This window comes from Salipaludibacillus sp. CUR1, assembly GCF_021028955.1.
Classification (GTDB): domain Bacteria; phylum Bacillota; class Bacilli; order Bacillales; family Salisediminibacteriaceae; genus Salipaludibacillus.
In genome coordinates this window covers 22,314-40,984 of sequence record NZ_JAIWPE010000031.1, presented here as the reverse complement: position 1 = coordinate 40,984, position 18,671 = coordinate 22,314, and the positions used below count along the sequence as shown (strand labels likewise).

The window sequence follows — 18,671 nt, the reverse complement described above, 5'->3', positions numbered from 1 at the left end:
AGAACCAGACGGACGTCACTGCCGGAAAGAGATTAATAGGGGTAGCGCAGGTCTTTAAGTTCCTGTTTTCTAATATCATCTTTAAAATTTCTGTATTTATCTTTCGTGAGTTTAAGCATTTTTTCAGGATTTTTATGCTTAACCACAGGCAGGTTTTCAAGTTCGTGCTGCATATTTTCCTCGTTCTGAAGGAGCTGCAGATAGAACACCCGGTGGTTCTGTTTAAGTTTGTCCCACAGTTCTTCTTCTTTCATCGCTTTAACCCACTGATTAAGACAGTCTGTATTCTCAGCCGTTTCTCTCATAATTTCATAATGGAGCACTTCCAGGCTCGCACTTGTATGGATGGCCAGTTCAAGCTCTTCTTCTGTCAATGGCTGGCCTTTTTTCTGAAGTTCAGCTAATTTAGCGAAGAAATCAGCGTACAGTTTTTTAAAATAGGCCTGTTTATTATAAAGTGACTGAATCAGAGCGTGGCCTTCTTTAAGAGCTTCTGAATTTACTTGTTCGGATAAAGCTAAAGGAGCTGTAAAAAAATCGTCATTTATAGAAACCCTGACTTTTCCAGTGACGTGGATATGATTCATCAGCCTGTAAAATTGAAAAAGAGGTTTGTGAGCCTTCCTGGCATCACTCTCTGTTTCCTCTTTTTTATTATCAGAAAGAACTGCCATTCCTTGTAAATCGGAAAATTTTAAATAACTTATTAAAAAGTAAAACGTCCCGTTTATTTCCCAAGGCAGCGTATTAACTGATATTTTTTCAAATAGTTTTTTAAACTTTCGTGCCCGCTTCCGCACTTTGTAGACAGCCTTCTCCATGATAACTCACCTTTCCTGTTATAAATGTTATCCTGTTCTATTTATACTTTCGATCTGTCACTAGCCATTAAACTCAAGGAAAACAATGGATTATATTCCTAAATTTAAATTTGTGAACATAGTTTTATAGAAATGCGAACGTACGTTTGCTATAATAGGAAATGCAACTATATAAAGCAAGGTGGCGGCTGAGCCCTCTAAGAAAGGGGGTGAGGCTTATGACGTCATACGAAGCATTAAGTCTAATTTCGCAGTTCAGTCTCGTGCTGATTGCGGTCCTCACATTATTCGTAACCATTGTCGTCTATATGCACAAAAAGAAATAGCCACCCTGCAGCCAAACAAAGGTGACTATTTCCAATAGCACTTGAAAATGTTGGTCAGCCGCTGTTGACGCGGCATATGGTTGCTCAGACCGGGCGTTGCCGCGCCCGGTCTTTTCAGCATATCTAATGTTACTGTTATTATACATTAAACACAGCTTTTATGGCAATCGGGATGTAAAAGCTGTTAATACCCGGAGACGTTGTGAAATGTAGGTGAAGTTTGGTTTATTATATGGTATTTCACTTTAAAATTAGGTATGATCACTTTGAACATATTAATACTATCTTTACAGGAAAAAGTATAAATAGTGGGGTGGATACGTGATGAAATATGTAAGGTTTATCGCTTTTATAATCAGTTTATCAATCATTCTGGCAGCTTGCGGCCAGTCAGAGACAGAGAGTGAAAACAATGGTCCTGTCAGTGTGAACGATATCAATACGGAACAGCTTGAAGTGGAGCTGATTATTCCGGAAACAGCGGATCCCGGGGATGAAATCTCTCTTGAAGCTCTGGTGACTCAAGGCGATGAAAAAGTAGACGATGCGAGCGAAGTCATTTTTGAAGTGTGGATTGACGGAGAGAAAAGTGACAGTGATATGATTGAAGCAGATTATCCCGGTGAGGACGGAATGTATGAGGTCACTTATGAATTCACCGAAGAAGAGATTTATATGGTCCAGCCTCACGTCACCGCCCGAGGCATGCATGTGATGCCGGTTGGAGAGATTGCGGTGGGCGATGCGGAGCCTCGGAAAGAAGACGGAAATAACGAGGCCCAGGAAGATAATGGAGATCATAATCACGGAGACACTAATGAAGAAAACGATCATGGCCATAGCCATGAAGACGGCGGGCACGACCATGTGCACCTTCACGAAGCGATGTCAGTTGACTTGAAAACTGAACAGCCGCTGCAGGCAGGGGAAGAGGCCTCTTTACTTATAGAAGCAGAGTGGGAAGAAAGCCTATGGACAGGCGGAGAGGTCCAGTTTGAAGTTTGGACGCACGGTGATGAGCGCCGCGAATGGCTTGAAGCTGAGGAGACTGAAAAAGGTATCTATGAGGTGATCCATTCATTTGATGAACCTGGAGAATATCACGTGATGGTCCATCTTGAAGATGACGAACTCCATGAACATATTCAATTTATGGTGGATGTTGAGTAAAGAATTAAGTCATTCCCCCGAAAGGCCAGCAAGCCCCTCACATTTCAAATTTGAAATGTGAGGGGCTTTTAATTTGGCAGGGATTAACTTATGCCTGTGATGCAAGGATTCGCCGAAAGTGAACCGGCAGATTAATAAAAGAACTTTATTCGTATGGCAGCTGAATCTGAAAAACTATAAGGAATAAAATCATAGATTCTCCCCACCTGAAATAATAAAAAATCTGTACCACAAACTTTAAAATATAGATCCCGGTGAACGAAGGCGAGGTCACCCGAAGGATAAGCGAAGTCTGAAAATCCACTTTCCCGAAGAGGGCTTCGGGAAAGTTAGTTGAAGACAAGCCCTTGGGTAAGCCTTCGCCGAAAGTGAACCGGCATATTAAGTAAAGCTTTTTCTAATAACATTCTGTGCTGTTCCGGTTAAAAGTTGTGATTCCCGGGAATCAGACAAATACCTTTTTATATCTGGAGCCGATATGTAAAAAAAGCTGCACTCACTTTACTATCTTGTATATACAAGTTATAATAAGCCTATAAATTTCTGAAAACGTTTAACCGGAGGGATTCTTAATGAGTGAACAAATGAACGAATGGTGGAGAAAGTCTGCCGTTTACCAGATTTATCCTAAAAGTTTTAATGATACGACTGGTAATGGTGTAGGTGATCTTCAAGGGATTATTAATAAACTGGACTATTTAAAAGACTTGGGCGTAGATGTTCTATGGCTGACGCCTGTTTATCAATCGCCTCAGCGGGATAACGGCTATGACATCAGTGACTACTACAGTATCCACGAAGAATACGGAACGATGGAAGATTTTGACCGTCTTCTTGAAGAGGCCCACAAGCGGGGGCTTAAAATTATTATGGATATTGTGGTGAACCATACGTCCACAGAGCATGCCTGGTTTAAAGAATCTGCTCAATCCAAAGAAAATTCTTACCGGGATTATTATATTTGGAAAGATCCTGTGAACGGAGAGGAACCGACGAACTGGCAGTCTAAATTTGGAGGGAACGCCTGGAAATATGATGAGAAAACAGGCCAGTATTATCTTCATTTATTTGATGTCACACAGGCAGACCTCAATTGGGAAAATGAAAACGTCCGAAGAGATGTGTACGATATGATGCACTACTGGTTTAAAAAAGGAGTGGATGGTTTCCGGCTGGATGTCATCAACCTTATTTCGAAAGACCAGCGATTCCCAAATGATGACGGAAGTGTCGCGCCTGGAGATGGAAGAAAGTTCTATACAGACGGCCCCCGGGTTCATGAGTTTATGCAGGAAATGAATAAGGAAGTTTTTTCACATTATGATGTGATGACGGTAGGGGAAATGAGTTCAACGACAATTGATCATTGTATTAAGTATACGCGTCCGGATAGAAATGAGTTAAGCATGACGTTTAATTTCCACCATTTGAAAGTGGATTATCCGAACGGAGAAAAATGGGCTGTGGCTGATTTCGACTTTCAGGCACTGAAAGATATTCTGTCGAAATGGCAGACTGAAATGCATAAAGGAGGCGGCTGGAATGCTTTGTTCTGGTGTAACCATGACCAGCCCCGAGTCGTTTCGCGTTATGGAAATGACGGCCGCTACCATCGGGAATCAGCGAAGATGCTGGCTACCACCATTCATATGATGCAGGGGACGCCTTATATTTACCAGGGTGAAGAGTTCGGGATGACCAATCCTAAATTTCCATCCATTGATGATTACCGTGACGTTGAAACATTAAACCTCTACGAGTCTAAAAAGAGGGAAGGCATTCCTGACCAGGAGATTCTTCAAGTCATACAGGAAAAATCCAGGGATAATTCCAGGACGCCTGTCCAGTGGGGCGATGAGAAGAACGGCGGTTTCACTAACGGCCAGCCGTGGATTCCAGTTGCCTCCAATTACCCTGAAATAAATGCTGAAAATGCCTTGAAAGATGACGATTCAATCTTTTTTCATTATAAAAAGCTGATTCAGCTTAGAAAAGATATGGATATTATCACTTACGGGGATTATCAGCTGATTCTTGAAGATGATGACAGGCTGTTTGCGTATGTCCGTCATTACGGGGATGAAAAGCTTGTCGTTATTAACCACTTTTATGATGGGGAAGCCGAGTTTAATGCACCCGAAAATCTTGACCTGGGCAATTATAATGCTGAACTTGTGCTTTCCAATTATCAAGACAGCAGCCAGTTAAGCAATACACTGACACTGCGGCCTTATGAGTCCCTTGTTTATCATTTGAAGAAAGCATGATAAACTAAAATTGGTGATGCCCATGCAAAATAAATATTTACAAATATACCGGGAAATTGCAGATGATATCAGAGAAGGAGTATATCCTTCCCAATCAAAATTGCCTTCCGAACATGATTTGATGAAAGACTATGATACGTCGCGCGAAACGATCCGCAAAGCGTTAAACCTTCTTTCCCAAAATGGGTTTATTCAAAAAGTTCAGGGGAAGGGATCGATTGTCCTTGATGCAAAAAAATTCGATTTTCCAATTTCAGGCCTTGTCAGTTTTAAAGAGCTTGCAGGGAAAATTGGCGAGAGGCACAGGACACATGTTGAGGAGCTTGAACTGATTACTCCCGACGAAACAATCAGCCGGAACCTTGGTATAAGTAAGGGCGGGAAGGTCTGGAAAACTTACCGGGTAAGGGAAATAGACGGAGAGAGAATTATTCTCGACAAAGATTACTTTAACCAGACGTATGTAGAGAAGCTTACAAAAGAAATCTGTGAGAATTCGATTTATGAATATATTGAAAACGAGCTCGGTATGACAATCAGTTTTGCTAAAAAAGAAATCGTGGTAGTTGAACCGACTGAAGAAGACAGACGGCTCCTTCACTTGGAAGGATTCACCAATATTGTAGTAGTGAAAAACTTCGTATACTTTGATGATGCCAGTCTCTTTCAGTATACTGAGTCCCGCCATCGGCCGGATAAGTTTAAATTCGTTGACTTTGCCAGGCGGACGCACGGATAATTGTAAAAGCCGCTTCAGAGCAGTTATATGCCTCTGTAAGCGGCTTTTGTTGTATTTTTATTTGGCAGGTACAACTTTGTTTTTTAAAATTTGCACAATGTCTTTTCTTAAAGACGGGTTGTTAATTGTCTTGTTAAGCCAGTCTTTAGTAGAACTGTCTGTTTCTGCCTTTACACGTCTCAGCAACCTGATAAGAATGTGGCGGAAGACAGAAGAATAATACACATGATCTATTTTATGGGCTTGTTCCAGCAGCTTTTCAATTTGATCAGGGTCTTCAATGTCTGCATAAGCTGCGGCTTTATAGAGAAACAGTTCAACTATGCGGGCACGGTCGTAGCTTAAGTAATAGTCTGCTACGTCCTCAGTTAACTGGGGATATTCCTGAATATTTTTTGCGAGCAGCGGAATAAATGAATCCATCCGGTGTTTAAGAAGAAACTTAAAGGCTTTTAACGCATTAGCCTGTTCTATGGCTTCCTTAAGAGTAGTAAGAATGAGTGAATCATCTGATTTGCCGTCCGCATTTTGAAGGGCGATAAGACGGGAAGGCCATAAGTGCTTAATGTCTTCGAGGTGTTCATCAACCAGATGTTTTAAAATGTTTTCATTTTTCATCTTCGCTTCGTCTTCAGGTTTCAGAGCATCCTTTAGATCGTCCTGTGTGACTTTATGCTGTTTTTTGCGTTCAGAAATTTTCTTGTACTCTTCCATGGCTTTTGCAGATTCAGCGGTGGTTTTGTTCGAAAGATAAAACGAATCAAGGAAGGTACCTTGGTGGTCCAGAACAGCAAAGATGACCGGCGCTTCACGGTCAAATAACAACGCGTGAATTTTCCGCTTTCCCCGGCTCTCCTCGTACTTTAAAACATAGTAGCGTTTTTCACCACCATCTAAATACACTTTCTTTCCTAAAAAACTTTGGGGTAATACTGGCATATTACTTCACCGTTCCTTTCTAAAAATCTAATTTGTCCATGTTCCGAAAAGAGGGATGAAGTCTTTTCCAGACTTAAGAAAATTTAATTGTCATGACGGATAATGAGGTAAATAAGAAGTCCAATGACGGGAAAAAATAATGTTCCTATTAACACGACAATACTGAATTCTTTGCTGTTTCCTTTTCTCAAAGAATCCCGGTAAGCCCAGATACTTGTAAAAATATTTAAGAGGAAGACTCCTAAACCAAATAAGAGAATAAGCATTAAAAAACCGCCGATTTCGACCATCCGCCAAACTCCTTTAAATTAATCTCTCTCTTAATCATAACGGTCTTTCCTTTGTTTGTGTAGGTCAAAAGGAAATTTTTAAAATGGTATTTTCAGGTTTATAACATAAAAACCCTCATCAGGTAAAATATGGATGAGGGTTCAGTCAGTTAAATATTTTCTTTGTCTACGCGCTGTGCTGCTGCTTCTGCCCTTGCGACAGCTTCACGGTCTTCAATATCAGCCATTTCTTTATTGTATTCTACGTCTTTATTTTCCTTCTTAATAGTCACGTTATTGTTTTCCTCATGGCGTTTTTTCATCATAACCAATCCTTTCCTTAGAAGTGTGGGAGATGCTTTGCTGTATTTTAAAGGTTGGTTTTTGCCTTTCTAAACTCCTTGTCTGCTGCTTTAAAAGGAGATTGACATGACATTTGAAGAGCTTTCGGCATACTGCGCAGGCTTTCTTCTTTTTCTCTGTTGTTTTTATAACCCATACAGCCTTCCTCCTTTTATATCGTTTAAAATATTTTTCCCGGAGAGGAGAAGGCTATGCGTATAAGTTTATTTTTTCAAAAGGTCATTCAGCGCCTCTTTCAGGTGAGGGTACGTGAAAGTATAGCCGTTCTCCTGAAGCTTCTTAGGGAGAACTCTTTGACCTTCCAAAACAAGCATACTCATCTCTCCAAGTACAATATGCAGCACCGTACTTGGTACAGGCGCCCAAAACGGCCTGTTTAAAACGTCTGCTAATGTCTTTCCGAAATTTTTCATTTTTTCCGGGTTAGGAGCTGTAAAGTTAACAGGGCCTTGTATGTCTTTATTAGTTACACAATAAGCTAATGCTTTAGCAACATCTTCTATATGGATCCATGACATCCATTGTTCTCCGGTACCGAGCTTTCCGCCCGCTCCCATTTTAAATGGGGGGAGCATTTTTTTCAGTGCGCCTTCTTCCGCCGAAAGGACGATACCGAAACGCGTGCAGACCACTCTGACACCAGAAGGAGCTTTTAAGGCTTCTTCTTCCCATTGCTTTACCACGTCTGCCAGGAATCCGTCACCTGCCTCCCGGTCGTCCTCAGTGTAGGTTTTTGAATAAGATGAGTCATAAAAGCCTACAGCAGAGCCGTTAATTAATACAGACGGTTTTTGCTCCAGATTTTCCATAATTCGAACGGTCTCTCTTGTAGCGTCAATACGGCTATCCAGAATTTCTTTTTTCTTATCAGACGTCCACCTTCCGCTGTTGAGGTTTTCGCCTGCAAGGTTTATCATAGCGTCAACGCCTTCTAATTCTTTTTCAGGAAAGGCGTCTTTCTTAAGCCATTCAACGTAGGAAATCCCGTCACTTTCTTTTTTGTTTGATTTATTCCTTGTTAATATCACGACCTGGTGGCCTTCAGAAAGAAGTTCTTTTGTCACTGCCTGGCCAATTAATCCGGAGCCGCCGGCTATAGATACTTTCATTTATACCGCCTCCTGTTTTAAATGTACTATATATTATTTCCTTATATCGATTGAAATCAAACTTTTTTGGAAAGAGGAGAATTATATGCCCATTATAAGTAAAATAACTGCTGCTAAAAAGAAAAAAGGCAGGTTTCATATTTATTTAAAGACAGAAGAGGGAGAGGAGTATGCTTTTTCTGTCTCAGAAGATTTGCTCGTGAATGAGCATTTATTAAAAGGAAAAGAATTGACAGAGGAAGACATTGAACGGCTTAAGGAAAAAGATGATGTAGACAAAGCGATGCAGAAAGCGTTAAATTATCTTTCTTACAGAATGCGTTCTGAAGGTGAAATAACACGTTATTTAAGGGATCAGGAAGTGTCTGAGGGAGATATAGCCGACATTATCGACAGGCTTCGTGAACTCCAGTTTATTGATGATCTTCGTTTTGCCGAGGCTTTTGTCAGGACGAAGAGGGATACAGCCAAAAAAGGCCCCTTACTTATTGAGCAGGAACTTTATCAGAAAGGTGTCTCCCAGCATCATATTGATAGAGCAATGAAGGAATACGCTGAAGAGACCCAGCTTGATCATGCCATTAAAATGGTTGAAAAAAAACAAAGCTCTTATAAAAAAGAAGGAACAAAAAAGAAACAGCAAAAACTGATGCAGTTTGTCATACAGCGGGGCTACCCACAATCTGTGGCAAGTAAAGCAGTAGCAGAAGCTGAGCTTGAAACAGACCCGGAGGCAGAATGGGAGGGGCTTGTTAAACATGGTGAAAAAGCATGGAATAAATTTTCAGGAAAAGAAGACTGGGAGCGGATCCAGCGGGTGAAACAACAATTATATACCCGGGGATTTACTAGTGAAAAAATTGAGGAATGGCTGACTTATAAAAAAGAAAAAGAGGAAGAATAAAGTCTGGGAAGAAGGTTGAAAGCGGTTCATTAATTGATACATAATTGTCAACTTTGTTTATGAACTAAAGTAATTCAAGTGATAAGATGTCTGTAGTTTTACAAGTACTTATTACATTTTTTCAGAAAGGGTTAGATTTATGTCGTCAATTGTTGCATTAACACCTATAATAGCGGTTATGCTTTTTCTGGTAGTTTTAAAAATGCCAGCAGTTAAAGCTATGACAATCAGTCTCCTGGCTACAATTATATTGGCTGTAATTTACTGGCAGGTTCCGCTCGTTGTGATAGCTGCTTCTACTGTTGAAGGGATTATAATTGGTATATCAATTTTATATATTGTGTTTGGGGCTATTTTACTTCTAAATACTTTGAAGCTCTCAGGAGCAATAGATACAATCCGCACCAGTTTTATGGGAGTATCAAAAGACAGGCGTGTACAGGTTATTATCATTGCCTGGTTATTTGGCGCTTTCATTGAAGGTGCTGCAGGATTTGGAACTCCGGCAGCTATTGCTGCCCCTCTTCTGGTGGCACTGGGCTTTCCTGCAATGGCAGCCGTTGCCCTCGCGCTAATTGCCAACAGTTCTCCGGTACCGTTCGCTGCGGTCGGAACCCCCATTATCATCGGGGTAAATCAAGGACTTGATGAGGGTGGCAGCATTAGTCCTGTGGTACAGCCTGTGGTAGATGCGAGCGGTGGAATCACAGGGTTTCTTCAGGAAGTTGGGGCACAGGTTACTCAAATCGATGTATTTGTAGGTACCCTCATGCCTTTAATTATTGTTATGTTAATGACACGTTTTTTCGGTGAGAACCGTTCTTGGAAAGAAGGGCTTGCTGCGTGGAAATTTGCTATTTTTGCAGGATTAGCCTATACAGTGCCGGCCTTAATAGTGGCAAACCTGCTAGGTCCGGAATTTCCGACAATTTTTGGTGGGCTTATAGGTATGGCTATCGTAGTTCCTGCCGCAAAAAGAGGTTTTCTTGTACCAAAAGAAACCTGGCAGTTTCCTGAGTCCAAAAATTGGCTTGATTCATGGATTGGAAGTATTGATCCAGGCCCTGACGAAAATCAGAGTAAAAGTACATTGTCTACCGCCCGGGCATGGGTACCTTACTTAGCAGTGGGAATTATTCTGGTGCTTACCAGGTTGGAAGCTTTGCCATTTCGCAGCATTCTTGAAAATGTATCGATTGGGGTAACTGATATATTTGGAACAGGGATCTCTGAAGAATTTGAACCGTTCTTTCTCCCTGGTTTTGTTTTTGTCGTCGTTGTACTAATCACTTTCTTTGTCCACAAAATGACTGTGAAGCAGCTGGGACTGTCTTTTCAGCGCTCTGGTAAAGCCATTATAGGTACTGCGCTGACCCTTTTTACCGCAGTTCCAATGGTGCGTATTTTCATTAATTCAGGCGGAGATATGAATATGAGCGGCCTTGAAAGTATGCCAATAGAGCTTGCTAACTCTATTTCCGCCCTTTTGGGGCCAATGTATCCGCTCCTTGCTCCAATTATTGGGGCACTAGGAACGTTTATTTCAGGCAGTGCGACATTTAGTAACATGATGTTCAGTCTTTTCCAATCGAGTGTGGCTGATCAGATTAATACAGACCCTCGTTTAATCGTTGCTCTTCAAGTAATGGGGGCGAGTGCCGGGAATATGATCTGTGTGATGAATGTCGTGGCAGCGGCTGCAGTGGTAGGCTTAAACGGCAGAGAAGGTGCGCTAATCAGGATTACAATTATTCCCATGCTTTATTATACGCTTTTAACCGGAATAATAGGTCTTGTTCTGTCATTCTTACTGTAAAGGGAAAATAATTGGATTTTACAGGAAGACTTATTATAAAAAGAAATAAACTTTAAATCAGTTAATTGTTAAGACGCCTCTTTGTCAAAGAGGCGTCTTTGTTTGGGTGGATAGGCTAAATAAGCTATAATTAAGAAAGTAAGACTGTTAACGGAGGGATCTGATGGATAAGAAATACAGCCAAATGTCACCTGCTGAGCTTCAGCAGGAAGTGGCCGATTTGAAAGTTAAAGCCCAGAAGGCAGAACAGATGGGGATGATAAATGAATTTGCTGTTTATGAACGGAAAATGCTTATGGCTCAGGCTTATTTAATGGATCCAACTGACTTCAGGCCTGGCGAAAGATATGAATTAAAAGAAAGCGTCAATGAATTTTTTGATATCGATTATTTAAACGGGATTTTCGCCTGGGGGGACAGAAACGGAAGCGGTAAACAGGAGGCTGTGCCTATATCAGTTTTAGGAACGCGCATAAAATAACATATGAGCTATTTTTCTAAGACAGATAATAAAGGAGAAGAGCGTTAACTGCTCATCTCCTCTACTAAAGAAGTTACGTTCTTTTGCGCATTTCAACTTCCAGTATTTGATTGTGCAGACTCTGTTCAGTCTCACCGTTAACCTGGTGAAAAGCCTTTTTAGGGTTTGCACGGGGTGACTGGAATGGATCACGATAAAAAGGTTTCTTATCTTTATTGCCCTGATTATTTGCCATTTAATTAAGCCTCCTTAAATGGTTATCTAATGAAGGGTGTCATCCCGGTGTTCTCCGCCTGCTCTCATCCGTTCCTGAGGATGGTCTTTAATAGAACCGTCAGGACGTTTTGAGGCAAAGCGGGCCATTTCCCTTTTATCTTTGCTTAAAGAAATACGGTGCGGCAAACTCCGGTTATTGTTGCGCAAAATCATAACCTCCTTATGATGGGGATATTAATACTGTTTCCTGTTTGACAGTGGTTTCATGCTTAGAAAATTTTTGAAAGGAGGCCATCGCCTTGCAGGATTACTATGAAAGGCTAACTGCACGTCTTCTTGAACAAAACGACCAATTGTCTTATTCAGAAGCCAGAACGTGGGTGGAATTATTATGGGAAGATTTCGAAGCGACTTATGCGAAGGCAGGCCAAAAATACAAAGGAAAAGAAGTGACGGAAAAAGTAATCATTCAATGGATTGATAACTACGGGTCACGTCTTCATGAAATATTACTTGAAAAGCCTAAATACCGCGAATGGTTTGATAAAAAGAAATTTTACCATTAATAAAAAGGTGCCAGTAAAATTATAATTTTACGGCACTTTTTTTTGGTTAGAGAGTTGAAAAGTTTCCTTATGCAGCAAACAGACGTGATTCTCCAGGTTTAAATATATTCACCTTCAAGGTTTTTTTAGCTTTCGGTTGCAGCCACTTGCAGCTTTCTTTTGAGCGTATCTGTATTATATATCCACCCGGTATATGAGCTGAGCAGATTTAAGTCTTCATCAAGACGCACAATTGCTACGAAAGGATAGTAGCCTTTACTCCGGTAGCGCAGATCTACAAATTTTACAGAGTAACCATGCTCCTCAATTGATACGGCCCAGCGGTAAGCCGGGGAGAAAGAAAGGAAAGACGAAAGGTTTTTATCCTTTCTTGCCGCATTGATTACAGGGTCATCAGGAATCGGCTCGAACGGATATGTCTCAAAATAGTTAATTTTACCTTTTCTGCTTTGAGCGACATACATTTTTGAATTAGTCCTCACAACCACGTGCCATAAATTCCATTTGAATGTAGGCGATGTAAAAATATGAGTCGCATCCGGATGGTATCCTCTTACCTTTAAATACACCTGCCGCTGCGCATGTATTCTCCACACATAATAGCCGGCAATAATCAGGTACATAACAAGAAATGTCCAGCCCGGGTCTGTACCGAACCTCCACAGGGTAATGGCAGCGATATGTGCGATAAATATAAATGGGTCGAAAATATTTATCACACCTAAAGCCAGCCATTTCGGATAAAACGGTGAAAATGCTTTTGTGCCGTAAGCATTAAATATATCAACAAAAACATGTATGAAAACAGCGAAAAAGACCCATGCCCATAAATGCATTAAATTCAGGCCCGGCATCAGCCAATATAAAAACAGGGTGATGAGGGTGGGCCATATAAACCAAAATGGAATAGAGTGAGTTACTCCGCGGTGATGGCGTATATATGAAGCGTTATTACGCAATTTCAGGACTGTATCAAAATCAGGAGCCTGGGAGCCGATCAGAATTCCAACCATGGCCGCCTGCGTCATTTGAGGGCTTCCTGAGACAACCGGATCCAAGGTGGCTAATCCGCCTATAGCAATCCCCATGACTACATGGGTTCCTGTGTCCATGAGTTGTTCCTCCCTGTATATAAGATGTAAAGTTCAATGCTTTATAGTATCATTTGTAAGAGATCATATCAAAACTTATATATTTATTGATACCCCATTTTTATATGTTTAAAAGGAGAATGTTTTGTGAGAGAGATTAAACCTGAGGATTTTCAGCGGGATTTACTGGAATGGTATGACGAAAATAAGCGGGACCTGCCCTGGAGGCGGGAACGCGATCCATATAAGATCTGGGTGTCTGAAATCATGCTTCAGCAGACACAGGTCGATACGGTGATCCCGTATTATCAACGCTTTATGAGTTTATTTCCAACCGTAAAAGATCTGGCCGAAGCAGACGAAGAAACAGTTTTAAAGGCGTGGGAAGGTTTAGGGTATTACTCACGTGCCAGAAACCTTCATTCAGCAGTGAAAGAAGTGAACAACACTTACGGCGGAGAAGTCCCTTCTTCGGAAAAAGACGTGAAAAGCCTTAAAGGTGTGGGTCCGTATACGGCCGGAGCAATTCTTTCCATTGCTTTTAATATTCCTGCCCCTGCTGTGGATGGAAATGTAATGCGTGTCACGTCCCGTCTTTTGGCAATCTATGATGATATAGCTAAAGCCTCATCCAGGAAGACATTTGAAGAAACAGCGATGGAACTGATTGATAAAGACCGTCCTTCAGATTTCAACCAGGCCTTAATGGAACTTGGGGCTCTCATCTGCACCCCTAAGAATCCAGATTGTCTTATCTGCCCTGTCAATGAACACTGCTCTGCGCGTAAAGAGGGGGTGCAGGACCTCCTGCCTGTTAAGTCAAAAAAGAAGCCGCCTAAAAAGATGAAGATGAAAGTGCTATTAGTGAAGGATGAAAATGACAGAGTATTAATTGAACGGCGTCCTGATACAGGCCTGCTGGCTAAACTTTGGCAGTTCCCTAATATTGAAGCAGAGACAGACGACCTGTCTGATTTAAACCATCTTGGTGAATCATTAGGGCTGACGTTGGAAATAGAAAAGAAGAACATTCAGGAAGTTAAACATGTTTTCTCTCACGTGGTGTGGGAAATGGAAGTGTATAAAGGGTTTGCTAAGTCCGTACATAACACTGAGTTGTATAATGAATCAGCGTTAAAACAATTTGTGGCCACGGAAGACATCAATTATTATCCTTTTCCTGTTTCACATCAGAAAATAATAGATGGCGCCCTGGCGAAAGGAGAGATGTATAAATGAATTTAAATCTTGAAGGAAAAAAAGTTCTCGTCACAGGAGGCTCAAAAGGAATTGGGAAAGGTATTGCCGAAGCATTCACAGCTGAAAAGGCAAAAGTGGGTGTAGTGGCACGAGGTGAAAAAGGCCTTAAAAAAACGAGAGAAGAACTTTCTGAAGTGGAAGTATTTCAGGGAGATTTATCAAACGCAGAGGAACGGAGCAGGGTTTTTCAGGAGTTTATAGATACATTCGGCACCATTGATATATTAATCAATAATGTCGGAGGGAGCAGTGGAGGCAGCAACCTCGAAACATCGCTGGAGCAGTTTGATGAAGCTATGCAGCTTAATTACTTCTCAGCTGTTCACTTCAGTCAGCTGGCCGCTCCTTATATGAAAAAAGCCAATAACGGAGCTATTGTAAATATTTCTTCGATCTTTGGAAGGGAATCAGGCGGCAAGCCTTCCTATAACAGCTCTAAAGCTGCCATGATCAGTTTTACAAAATCCCTGGCGGACGAACTAGCCTTGGAAGGGGTCAGAGTTAACGGAGTGGCCCCGGGAGCTATTTTACATCCAACCGGCAACTGGCAAAGAAGACTTGACGAAAACCCTGAAAAAATTGAAAAGTTTGTAGAGGACCAGATTCCTGCCGGAAGGTTTGGCACCGTGGAGGAAGTGGCAGATGTTGTTGTATTCCTCGCTTCTGAACGGGCGAAATGGGTGATCGGGGCCACTCTCAACGTAGATGGCGGCCAATCCAAGTCTAATTTTTAGAAGAGCACAGAGAACAAAACTAAATAAAGTTTGAATTATAGAATATTACTTTGATTGAAGGACAGAAGGTGGCGACGCCACAGGGATTAAGCGCAGTCTGAAGATCCAATTCAGCGAAGTTTCAAGCTGAGTTGAATTTAGCTGAAGACAAGCCCCTGGGCAAGCGTCCACCTGGCGGACTGAAATCACTGCTTTTATTCTATCTCAGAGGCGATCTTTAACTAAAAATGGATAATGAGACAACAGTCTTTACTTTTTTGATTGAAGGACAAAGGTGGTGACGCCACAGGGGTTTAGCGCAGTCTGAAGATCCTATTCAGCGAAGCTTAAGGCTGAGTTCAATTTAGTTGAAGACAAGCCCCTGGGCAAGCGTCCACTTGCCGGACTTAAATCATAGTTTTATTCTGGTCCAGGTTAATCTTCTTTAATTATAAAAGTTACTAAAACCCGAAGAATTATCTAAGATATTTCTTCGGATTTTTTAATGGTTACTATTCTTTTTTTCCCTGTCTTTTTATTAGAGCGTTCAACAATAAAAAAAACCTCGTTTTTTTCAAAAAAATTAAATAAATTATCATTTCGTTACCCGAAATATGTTAAGATGATGAAAAAATAAAGGAGACTGATGATATGACACAATCAGATGCTTTAAATTATCCTTATTCATCACAGCGCATGGTTACATATGGACGAAAAGGGATGGTGGCTACCTCCCAGCCTCTTTCAGCCCAAGCGGGGCTCGACATAATGAAAAAAGGCGGAAATGCCATTGATGCGGCTATTGCGACAGCAGCGTGTCTCACGGTAGTAGAGCCCACTTCAAACGGAATCGGCGGAGACGCCTTTGCCCTGGTGTGGACGAAAAATAAACTCCACGGACTTAATGCAAGCGGGCCGGCCCCTCAAAATATATCTATAGAAAAGCTTAAAGAGCAGGGAATAGAAGACCTTCCGAAATTCGGGTGGACGCCTGTCACAGTCCCTGGAGCCCCTGCAGCCTGGGCTGAACTCTCACAAAAGTTCGGTAAGCTCCCTTTAAGTGAAACACTCGCACCGGCGGTTAATTATGCGAAAGAAGGGTTTCCTTTAAGTCCCGTATTGTCTTACTATTGGGAGAAAGCAGCAAAAAATTTCGGGGAAATCCTGGACCATGACATGTTCCAAAGCTGGTTTGATACCTTTGCACCTGGCGGAAGGGCTCCTAAAGCGGGAGAAATATGGAAGTCTCCCGGCCATGCTGAGACTCTTAAGGCAATTGGCGAGACGAATGCCGAATCATTTTATAAAGGCGACCTGGCAGATGCGATAGACGCCTTCTCACAAAAATACGGGGGGTACCTGCGTAAAGAAGACCTGGAGAGGTTTGAACCGGAATGGGTGACCCCTGTCAGCGTGAATTACCGCGGGTATGATGTATGGGAAATCCCTCCAAACGGGCAGGGACTGGTAGCTTTAATGGCTTTAAATACTCTTAAAAATGATACGTTTAGCGTGAGAGAAAATGAGGAAACGTATCATAAACAAATTGAAGCGATCAAACTTGCTTTTGCAGATGGAGAAAAGTATATAACTGACCCTGATTATATGAGCCGTAAAACAGAAGATTTACTTAGCGACGCGTACGGAGAAAAACGCCGGGAGCTGATTGGGGACGAAGCGATCCAGCCTGAGGCAGGCGATCCCTCTTCGAGTGGAACGGTTTACTTGTCAACAGCAGACGGCGAAGGAAATATGGTCTCATTCATTCAGAGTAATTATATGGGATTCGGGTCCGGTCTGGTTGTTCCCGAAACAGGAATTTCCCTGCAGAACCGGGGTCACAATTTCAGTCTTGACCCTGCTCACGACAACGCATTAAAAGCCGGGAAACGTCCGTTCCATACCATTATCCCCGGATTTTTAACAAAAGGAAATCATGCCGTTGGACCTTTCGGAGTAATGGGAGGATTTATGCAGCCGCAAGGGCATTTGCAAATGGTTATGAATACGGTGGACTTTGGCTTAAACCCGCAGGCCGCTTTAGACGCTCCCCGCTGGCAATGGATGAAAGATAAACAGGTTCTGGTTGAATCAAGTGTTCCTGCCCATATTGTTCATGCTCTTGAAGCAAGAGGACATGACGTAAAGCTTACCCATATTTCAGGCAGCTTTGGCCGCGGACAGATTATTTGGCGCGACCCTGTGACCGGGGTTCTGTGCGGCGGCACAGAAGCTCGTACTGACGGGGCTATTGCAGTTTATTAGGAAGGTGTTTTCAAGATGAAACAAGCTGAAATTTTTATGGCTTTTCTCCGTGTCGGCCTGTTAGGGTACGGGGGAGGGCCATCTTCCATTCCTCTTATTCAAAGAGAGGCTGTTGAAAAGTACGGATGGCTCAACGATGATGAATTTGCCGATATTCTAGCCATAGGGAACACACTCCCGGGCCCTATTGCTACTAAAATGGCGGGTTACATAGGTTACCGTGTATCAGGGATTACCGGGATGCTCAACGCCATTGCTGCTTCGGTTCTTCCTACTGTCATACTCATGATTTTTTTACTTGTTTCGTTATCATCATTCAGAGAGTTGACATGGGTTCAGGGAATGACACACGGCGTACTCCCGGTAGTAGCCGTGATGCTGGGCGCTTTAACATGGGGATTTGTCCAGAAATCAACTTCCGATCTGGGAGGGCTTCCAGCTATTCTTCTTATTATCGCTTCGGTTATTCTTATCCAATGGGCAGGACTCCATCCCGCTATTTTAATTGGCATTTTAATAATATTTGTTCTAGTCAAACCTGTGAAACCGGAAGGTAACGAAAAGGCAGGTGATAATGGATGATCTATTGGGAAATATTTCTGGCTTTTTTCATCCCGGGCATTATCGGTTACGGAGGAGGCCCCGCAACCATTCCTTTAATTGAGTATGAAGTCGTACACAGGTACGGGTGGATGAGTGTAGAAGAGTTTGGAGAAGTTTTAGCCCTTGGGAATGCGCTCCCCGGGCCAATAGCAACAAAAATGGCCGGATATATCGGATTTGAGCAGGCAGGCATTCTCGGTGCTTCAGTCGGTTTGTTTGCTACTATAGCGCCCTCATTAATTTTAATGATTATTCTCCTTGGCATTCTCTTGAAGTTTAAAGATTCTCCGAAAGTAAAGCTTCTCTCAGCGGTAGTAAGGCCTACGATTGCTGTTCTGCTCGGTGTTATGACATTTCGCTTTCTTCAAACATCTTATGTGGATAACGGCTGGATGCAGACAGTCTTTTTAACCGTGGCCAGTTACATTTTACTTGAAAAAAGAAAGGTTCATCCTGCTTTTGTCATATTAGGGGCATTAATATATGGCGCACTCTTTCTCGGTTAAGCACTCAATCAAAATGGAGGCGTGTGCCGCTTGTCCAGTCAGCTTCCATTTTCGGAAGTCCGCCGCGTTCCATAATTTCATTTACAATTTCCCTGTGAATCGTCACACCCTCCACACTTAAATAAGGAGATATTTGTTGAAAAAGCTGGTGGAAATAAGCCAGCTCTTTTTCTGTCCAGTCAGTTTTAGGCACCATTAAGAGCTCTGTCATATCTCTTCCTACATACATCTTTTTTCACCTCCTGTT

General features: G+C 42.1%; 23 protein-coding genes. 13 read left to right on the top strand and 10 right to left on the bottom strand.

Translation table 11 applies throughout. The features are described from left to right. Positions 1–32 precede the first annotated feature (32 nt). A complete protein-coding gene (locus K8O68_RS07420) occupies positions 33–821 on the bottom strand; it encodes a hypothetical protein (protein ID WP_230896287.1) in 789 nt (262 codons plus the stop codon). A 218-nt stretch (positions 822–1,039) separates the two neighbouring features. Between K8O68_RS07420 and K8O68_RS07415 the strand changes: the two genes are divergently transcribed. The 4 genes from K8O68_RS07415 (at position 1,040) to treR (ending at position 5,323) form a co-directional block, all read left to right on the top strand. Further along, positions 1,040–1,147, top strand: a complete 108-nt coding sequence (locus K8O68_RS07415; protein WP_230896286.1) for a putative holin-like toxin — start codon at positions 1,040–1,042, stop codon at positions 1,145–1,147. A gap of 324 nt (positions 1,148–1,471) precedes the next feature. After that, complete coding sequence (locus K8O68_RS07410) at positions 1,472–2,317, top strand: FixH family protein (protein ID WP_230896285.1); 846 nt, start codon at positions 1,472–1,474, stop codon at positions 2,315–2,317. A 572-nt stretch (positions 2,318–2,889) separates the two neighbouring features. Then, the gene (gene treC / locus K8O68_RS07405) at positions 2,890–4,584 is read left to right on the top strand and encodes an alpha,alpha-phosphotrehalase (RefSeq protein ID WP_304618972.1); all 1,695 of its coding nucleotides are present in this window, start codon (positions 2,890–2,892) and stop codon (positions 4,582–4,584) included. A gap of 22 nt (positions 4,585–4,606) precedes the next feature. Continuing rightward, complete coding sequence (gene treR, locus K8O68_RS07400; RefSeq protein ID WP_230896284.1) at positions 4,607–5,323, top strand: trehalose operon repressor; 717 nt, start codon at positions 4,607–4,609, stop codon at positions 5,321–5,323. Positions 5,324–5,380: 57 nt separating this feature from the next. Here treR and K8O68_RS07395 read toward each other — a convergent pair whose 3' ends face one another. The 5 genes from K8O68_RS07395 to K8O68_RS07380 all read right to left on the bottom strand — a co-directional run bounded on the left by K8O68_RS07395 (position 5,381) and on the right by K8O68_RS07380 (position 8,003). Beyond that, positions 5,381–6,262: a hypothetical protein gene (locus K8O68_RS07395; protein WP_230896283.1), complete on the bottom strand. Its 882-nt coding sequence runs from the start codon at positions 6,260–6,262 to the stop codon at positions 5,381–5,383. An 83-nt stretch (positions 6,263–6,345) separates the two neighbouring features. Further along, on the bottom strand, positions 6,346–6,552 hold the full coding sequence (locus K8O68_RS07390) for a DUF4281 domain-containing protein (protein ID WP_230896282.1): 207 nt from the start codon (positions 6,550–6,552) through the stop codon (positions 6,346–6,348). Between the two features lie 149 nt (positions 6,553–6,701). After that, on the bottom strand, positions 6,702–6,857 hold the full coding sequence (locus K8O68_RS07385; RefSeq protein WP_230896281.1) for a YfhD family protein: 156 nt from the start codon (positions 6,855–6,857) through the stop codon (positions 6,702–6,704). 44 nt (positions 6,858–6,901) lie between these two features. Further along, positions 6,902–7,030, bottom strand: coding sequence for a hypothetical protein (locus K8O68_RS21420; protein ID WP_255717070.1), 129 nt, complete (start codon positions 7,028–7,030; stop codon positions 6,902–6,904). A 67-nt stretch (positions 7,031–7,097) separates the two neighbouring features. Continuing rightward, positions 7,098–8,003 (bottom strand): TIGR01777 family oxidoreductase, encoded by a 906-nt coding sequence (locus tag K8O68_RS07380; RefSeq protein WP_230896280.1) that lies wholly within the window; start codon positions 8,001–8,003, stop codon positions 7,098–7,100. 85 nt (positions 8,004–8,088) lie between these two features. Between K8O68_RS07380 and recX the strand changes: the two genes are divergently transcribed. The 3 genes from recX to K8O68_RS07365 all read left to right on the top strand — a co-directional run bounded on the left by recX (position 8,089) and on the right by K8O68_RS07365 (position 11,204). Next, positions 8,089–8,907, top strand: a complete 819-nt coding sequence (recX, locus tag K8O68_RS07375; protein ID WP_230896279.1) for a recombination regulator RecX — start codon at positions 8,089–8,091, stop codon at positions 8,905–8,907. A gap of 139 nt (positions 8,908–9,046) precedes the next feature. Continuing rightward, the gene (locus K8O68_RS07370; protein WP_230896278.1) at positions 9,047–10,723 is read left to right on the top strand and encodes an L-lactate permease; all 1,677 of its coding nucleotides are present in this window, start codon (positions 9,047–9,049) and stop codon (positions 10,721–10,723) included. 163 nt (positions 10,724–10,886) lie between these two features. Next, positions 10,887–11,204: a YfhH family protein gene (locus K8O68_RS07365; RefSeq protein ID WP_230896277.1), complete on the top strand. Its 318-nt coding sequence runs from the start codon at positions 10,887–10,889 to the stop codon at positions 11,202–11,204. Positions 11,205–11,277: 73 nt separating this feature from the next. On the opposite strand, the gene K8O68_RS07360 is transcribed toward K8O68_RS07365, so the two are convergent. Both K8O68_RS07360 and sspK read right to left on the bottom strand, forming a co-directional pair. Continuing rightward, positions 11,278–11,439, bottom strand: a complete 162-nt coding sequence (locus tag K8O68_RS07360; RefSeq protein ID WP_093049293.1) for a YpzG family protein — start codon at positions 11,437–11,439, stop codon at positions 11,278–11,280. Positions 11,440–11,465: 26 nt separating this feature from the next. After that, the gene (sspK, locus tag K8O68_RS07355) at positions 11,466–11,627 is read right to left on the bottom strand and encodes a small acid-soluble spore protein K (protein WP_093049297.1); all 162 of its coding nucleotides are present in this window, start codon (positions 11,625–11,627) and stop codon (positions 11,466–11,468) included. A gap of 92 nt (positions 11,628–11,719) precedes the next feature. Between sspK and K8O68_RS07350 the strand changes: the two genes are divergently transcribed. Next, entirely contained in the window at positions 11,720–11,986 is a 267-nt protein-coding gene (locus tag K8O68_RS07350) for a YfhJ family protein (protein WP_093049300.1), read from the top strand. A gap of 125 nt (positions 11,987–12,111) precedes the next feature. Here K8O68_RS07350 and K8O68_RS07345 read toward each other — a convergent pair whose 3' ends face one another. Then, a complete protein-coding gene (locus K8O68_RS07345; RefSeq protein ID WP_093049303.1) occupies positions 12,112–13,098 on the bottom strand; it encodes a metal-dependent hydrolase in 987 nt (328 codons plus the stop codon). A 126-nt stretch (positions 13,099–13,224) separates the two neighbouring features. Between K8O68_RS07345 and mutY the strand changes: the two genes are divergently transcribed. The 5 genes from mutY (at position 13,225) to K8O68_RS07320 (ending at position 18,424) form a co-directional block, all read left to right on the top strand. Beyond that, on the top strand, positions 13,225–14,316 hold the full coding sequence (gene mutY, locus K8O68_RS07340) for an A/G-specific adenine glycosylase (RefSeq protein ID WP_230896275.1): 1,092 nt from the start codon (positions 13,225–13,227) through the stop codon (positions 14,314–14,316). Continuing rightward, on the top strand, positions 14,313–15,071 hold the full coding sequence (locus K8O68_RS07335) for an SDR family NAD(P)-dependent oxidoreductase (RefSeq protein WP_230896274.1): 759 nt from the start codon (positions 14,313–14,315) through the stop codon (positions 15,069–15,071). The genes mutY and K8O68_RS07335 overlap by 4 nt, the downstream gene beginning before the upstream one ends. A 630-nt stretch (positions 15,072–15,701) precedes the next feature. Then, on the top strand, positions 15,702–17,315 hold the full coding sequence (locus tag K8O68_RS07330) for a gamma-glutamyltransferase family protein (RefSeq protein ID WP_230896273.1): 1,614 nt from the start codon (positions 15,702–15,704) through the stop codon (positions 17,313–17,315). A 15-nt stretch (positions 17,316–17,330) separates the two neighbouring features. Then, positions 17,331–17,897 carry a chromate transporter gene (locus K8O68_RS07325; protein ID WP_230896272.1) on the top strand — a complete coding sequence of 189 codons (567 nt, stop codon included), beginning with the start codon at positions 17,331–17,333 and terminating at the stop codon, positions 17,895–17,897. Continuing rightward, positions 17,894–18,424 (top strand): chromate transporter, encoded by a 531-nt coding sequence (locus K8O68_RS07320; protein WP_230896271.1) that lies wholly within the window; start codon positions 17,894–17,896, stop codon positions 18,422–18,424. Before K8O68_RS07325 ends, K8O68_RS07320 begins: the two co-directional genes overlap by 4 nt. A gap of 4 nt (positions 18,425–18,428) precedes the next feature. Here the strand turns inward: K8O68_RS07320 and K8O68_RS07315 are convergent, their stop codons facing one another. Further along, positions 18,429–18,653: a cytosolic protein gene (locus tag K8O68_RS07315; RefSeq protein WP_230896270.1), complete on the bottom strand. Its 225-nt coding sequence runs from the start codon at positions 18,651–18,653 to the stop codon at positions 18,429–18,431. Between the last annotated feature and the right edge of the window lie 18 nt (positions 18,654–18,671).

What these genes read in the sequence shown, in the direction of transcription:
- K8O68_RS07420 (WP_230896287.1), bottom strand. Translation starts at nt 821, where the DNA reads ATGGAGAAGGCTGTCTACAAAGTGCGGAAGCGGGCACGAAAGTTTAAA.
- K8O68_RS07415 (WP_230896286.1), top strand. Translation starts at nt 1,040, where the DNA reads ATGACGTCATACGAAGCATTAAGTCTAATTTCGCAGTTCAGTCTCGTG.
- K8O68_RS07410 (WP_230896285.1), top strand. Translation starts at nt 1,472, where the DNA reads ATGAAATATGTAAGGTTTATCGCTTTTATAATCAGTTTATCAATCATT.
- treC (WP_304618972.1), top strand. Translation starts at nt 2,890, where the DNA reads ATGAGTGAACAAATGAACGAATGGTGGAGAAAGTCTGCCGTTTACCAG.
- treR (WP_230896284.1), top strand. Translation starts at nt 4,607, where the DNA reads ATGCAAAATAAATATTTACAAATATACCGGGAAATTGCAGATGATATC.
- K8O68_RS07395 (WP_230896283.1), bottom strand. Translation starts at nt 6,262, where the DNA reads ATGCCAGTATTACCCCAAAGTTTTTTAGGAAAGAAAGTGTATTTAGAT.
- K8O68_RS07390 (WP_230896282.1), bottom strand. Translation starts at nt 6,552, where the DNA reads ATGGTCGAAATCGGCGGTTTTTTAATGCTTATTCTCTTATTTGGTTTA.
- K8O68_RS07385 (WP_230896281.1), bottom strand. Translation starts at nt 6,857, where the DNA reads ATGATGAAAAAACGCCATGAGGAAAACAATAACGTGACTATTAAGAAG.
- K8O68_RS21420 (WP_255717070.1), bottom strand. Translation starts at nt 7,030, where the DNA reads ATGGGTTATAAAAACAACAGAGAAAAAGAAGAAAGCCTGCGCAGTATG.
- K8O68_RS07380 (WP_230896280.1), bottom strand. Translation starts at nt 8,003, where the DNA reads ATGAAAGTATCTATAGCCGGCGGCTCCGGATTAATTGGCCAGGCAGTG.
- recX (WP_230896279.1), top strand. Translation starts at nt 8,089, where the DNA reads ATGCCCATTATAAGTAAAATAACTGCTGCTAAAAAGAAAAAAGGCAGG.
- K8O68_RS07370 (WP_230896278.1), top strand. Translation starts at nt 9,047, where the DNA reads ATGTCGTCAATTGTTGCATTAACACCTATAATAGCGGTTATGCTTTTT.
- K8O68_RS07365 (WP_230896277.1), top strand. Translation starts at nt 10,887, where the DNA reads ATGGATAAGAAATACAGCCAAATGTCACCTGCTGAGCTTCAGCAGGAA.
- K8O68_RS07360 (WP_093049293.1), bottom strand. Translation starts at nt 11,439, where the DNA reads ATGGCAAATAATCAGGGCAATAAAGATAAGAAACCTTTTTATCGTGAT.
- K8O68_RS07345 (WP_093049303.1), bottom strand. Translation starts at nt 13,098, where the DNA reads ATGGACACAGGAACCCATGTAGTCATGGGGATTGCTATAGGCGGATTA.
- K8O68_RS07335 (WP_230896274.1), top strand. Translation starts at nt 14,313, where the DNA reads ATGAATTTAAATCTTGAAGGAAAAAAAGTTCTCGTCACAGGAGGCTCA.
- K8O68_RS07330 (WP_230896273.1), top strand. Translation starts at nt 15,702, where the DNA reads ATGACACAATCAGATGCTTTAAATTATCCTTATTCATCACAGCGCATG.
- K8O68_RS07325 (WP_230896272.1), top strand. Translation starts at nt 17,331, where the DNA reads ATGAAACAAGCTGAAATTTTTATGGCTTTTCTCCGTGTCGGCCTGTTA.
- K8O68_RS07320 (WP_230896271.1), top strand. Translation starts at nt 17,894, where the DNA reads ATGATCTATTGGGAAATATTTCTGGCTTTTTTCATCCCGGGCATTATC.
- K8O68_RS07315 (WP_230896270.1), bottom strand. Translation starts at nt 18,653, where the DNA reads ATGTATGTAGGAAGAGATATGACAGAGCTCTTAATGGTGCCTAAAACT.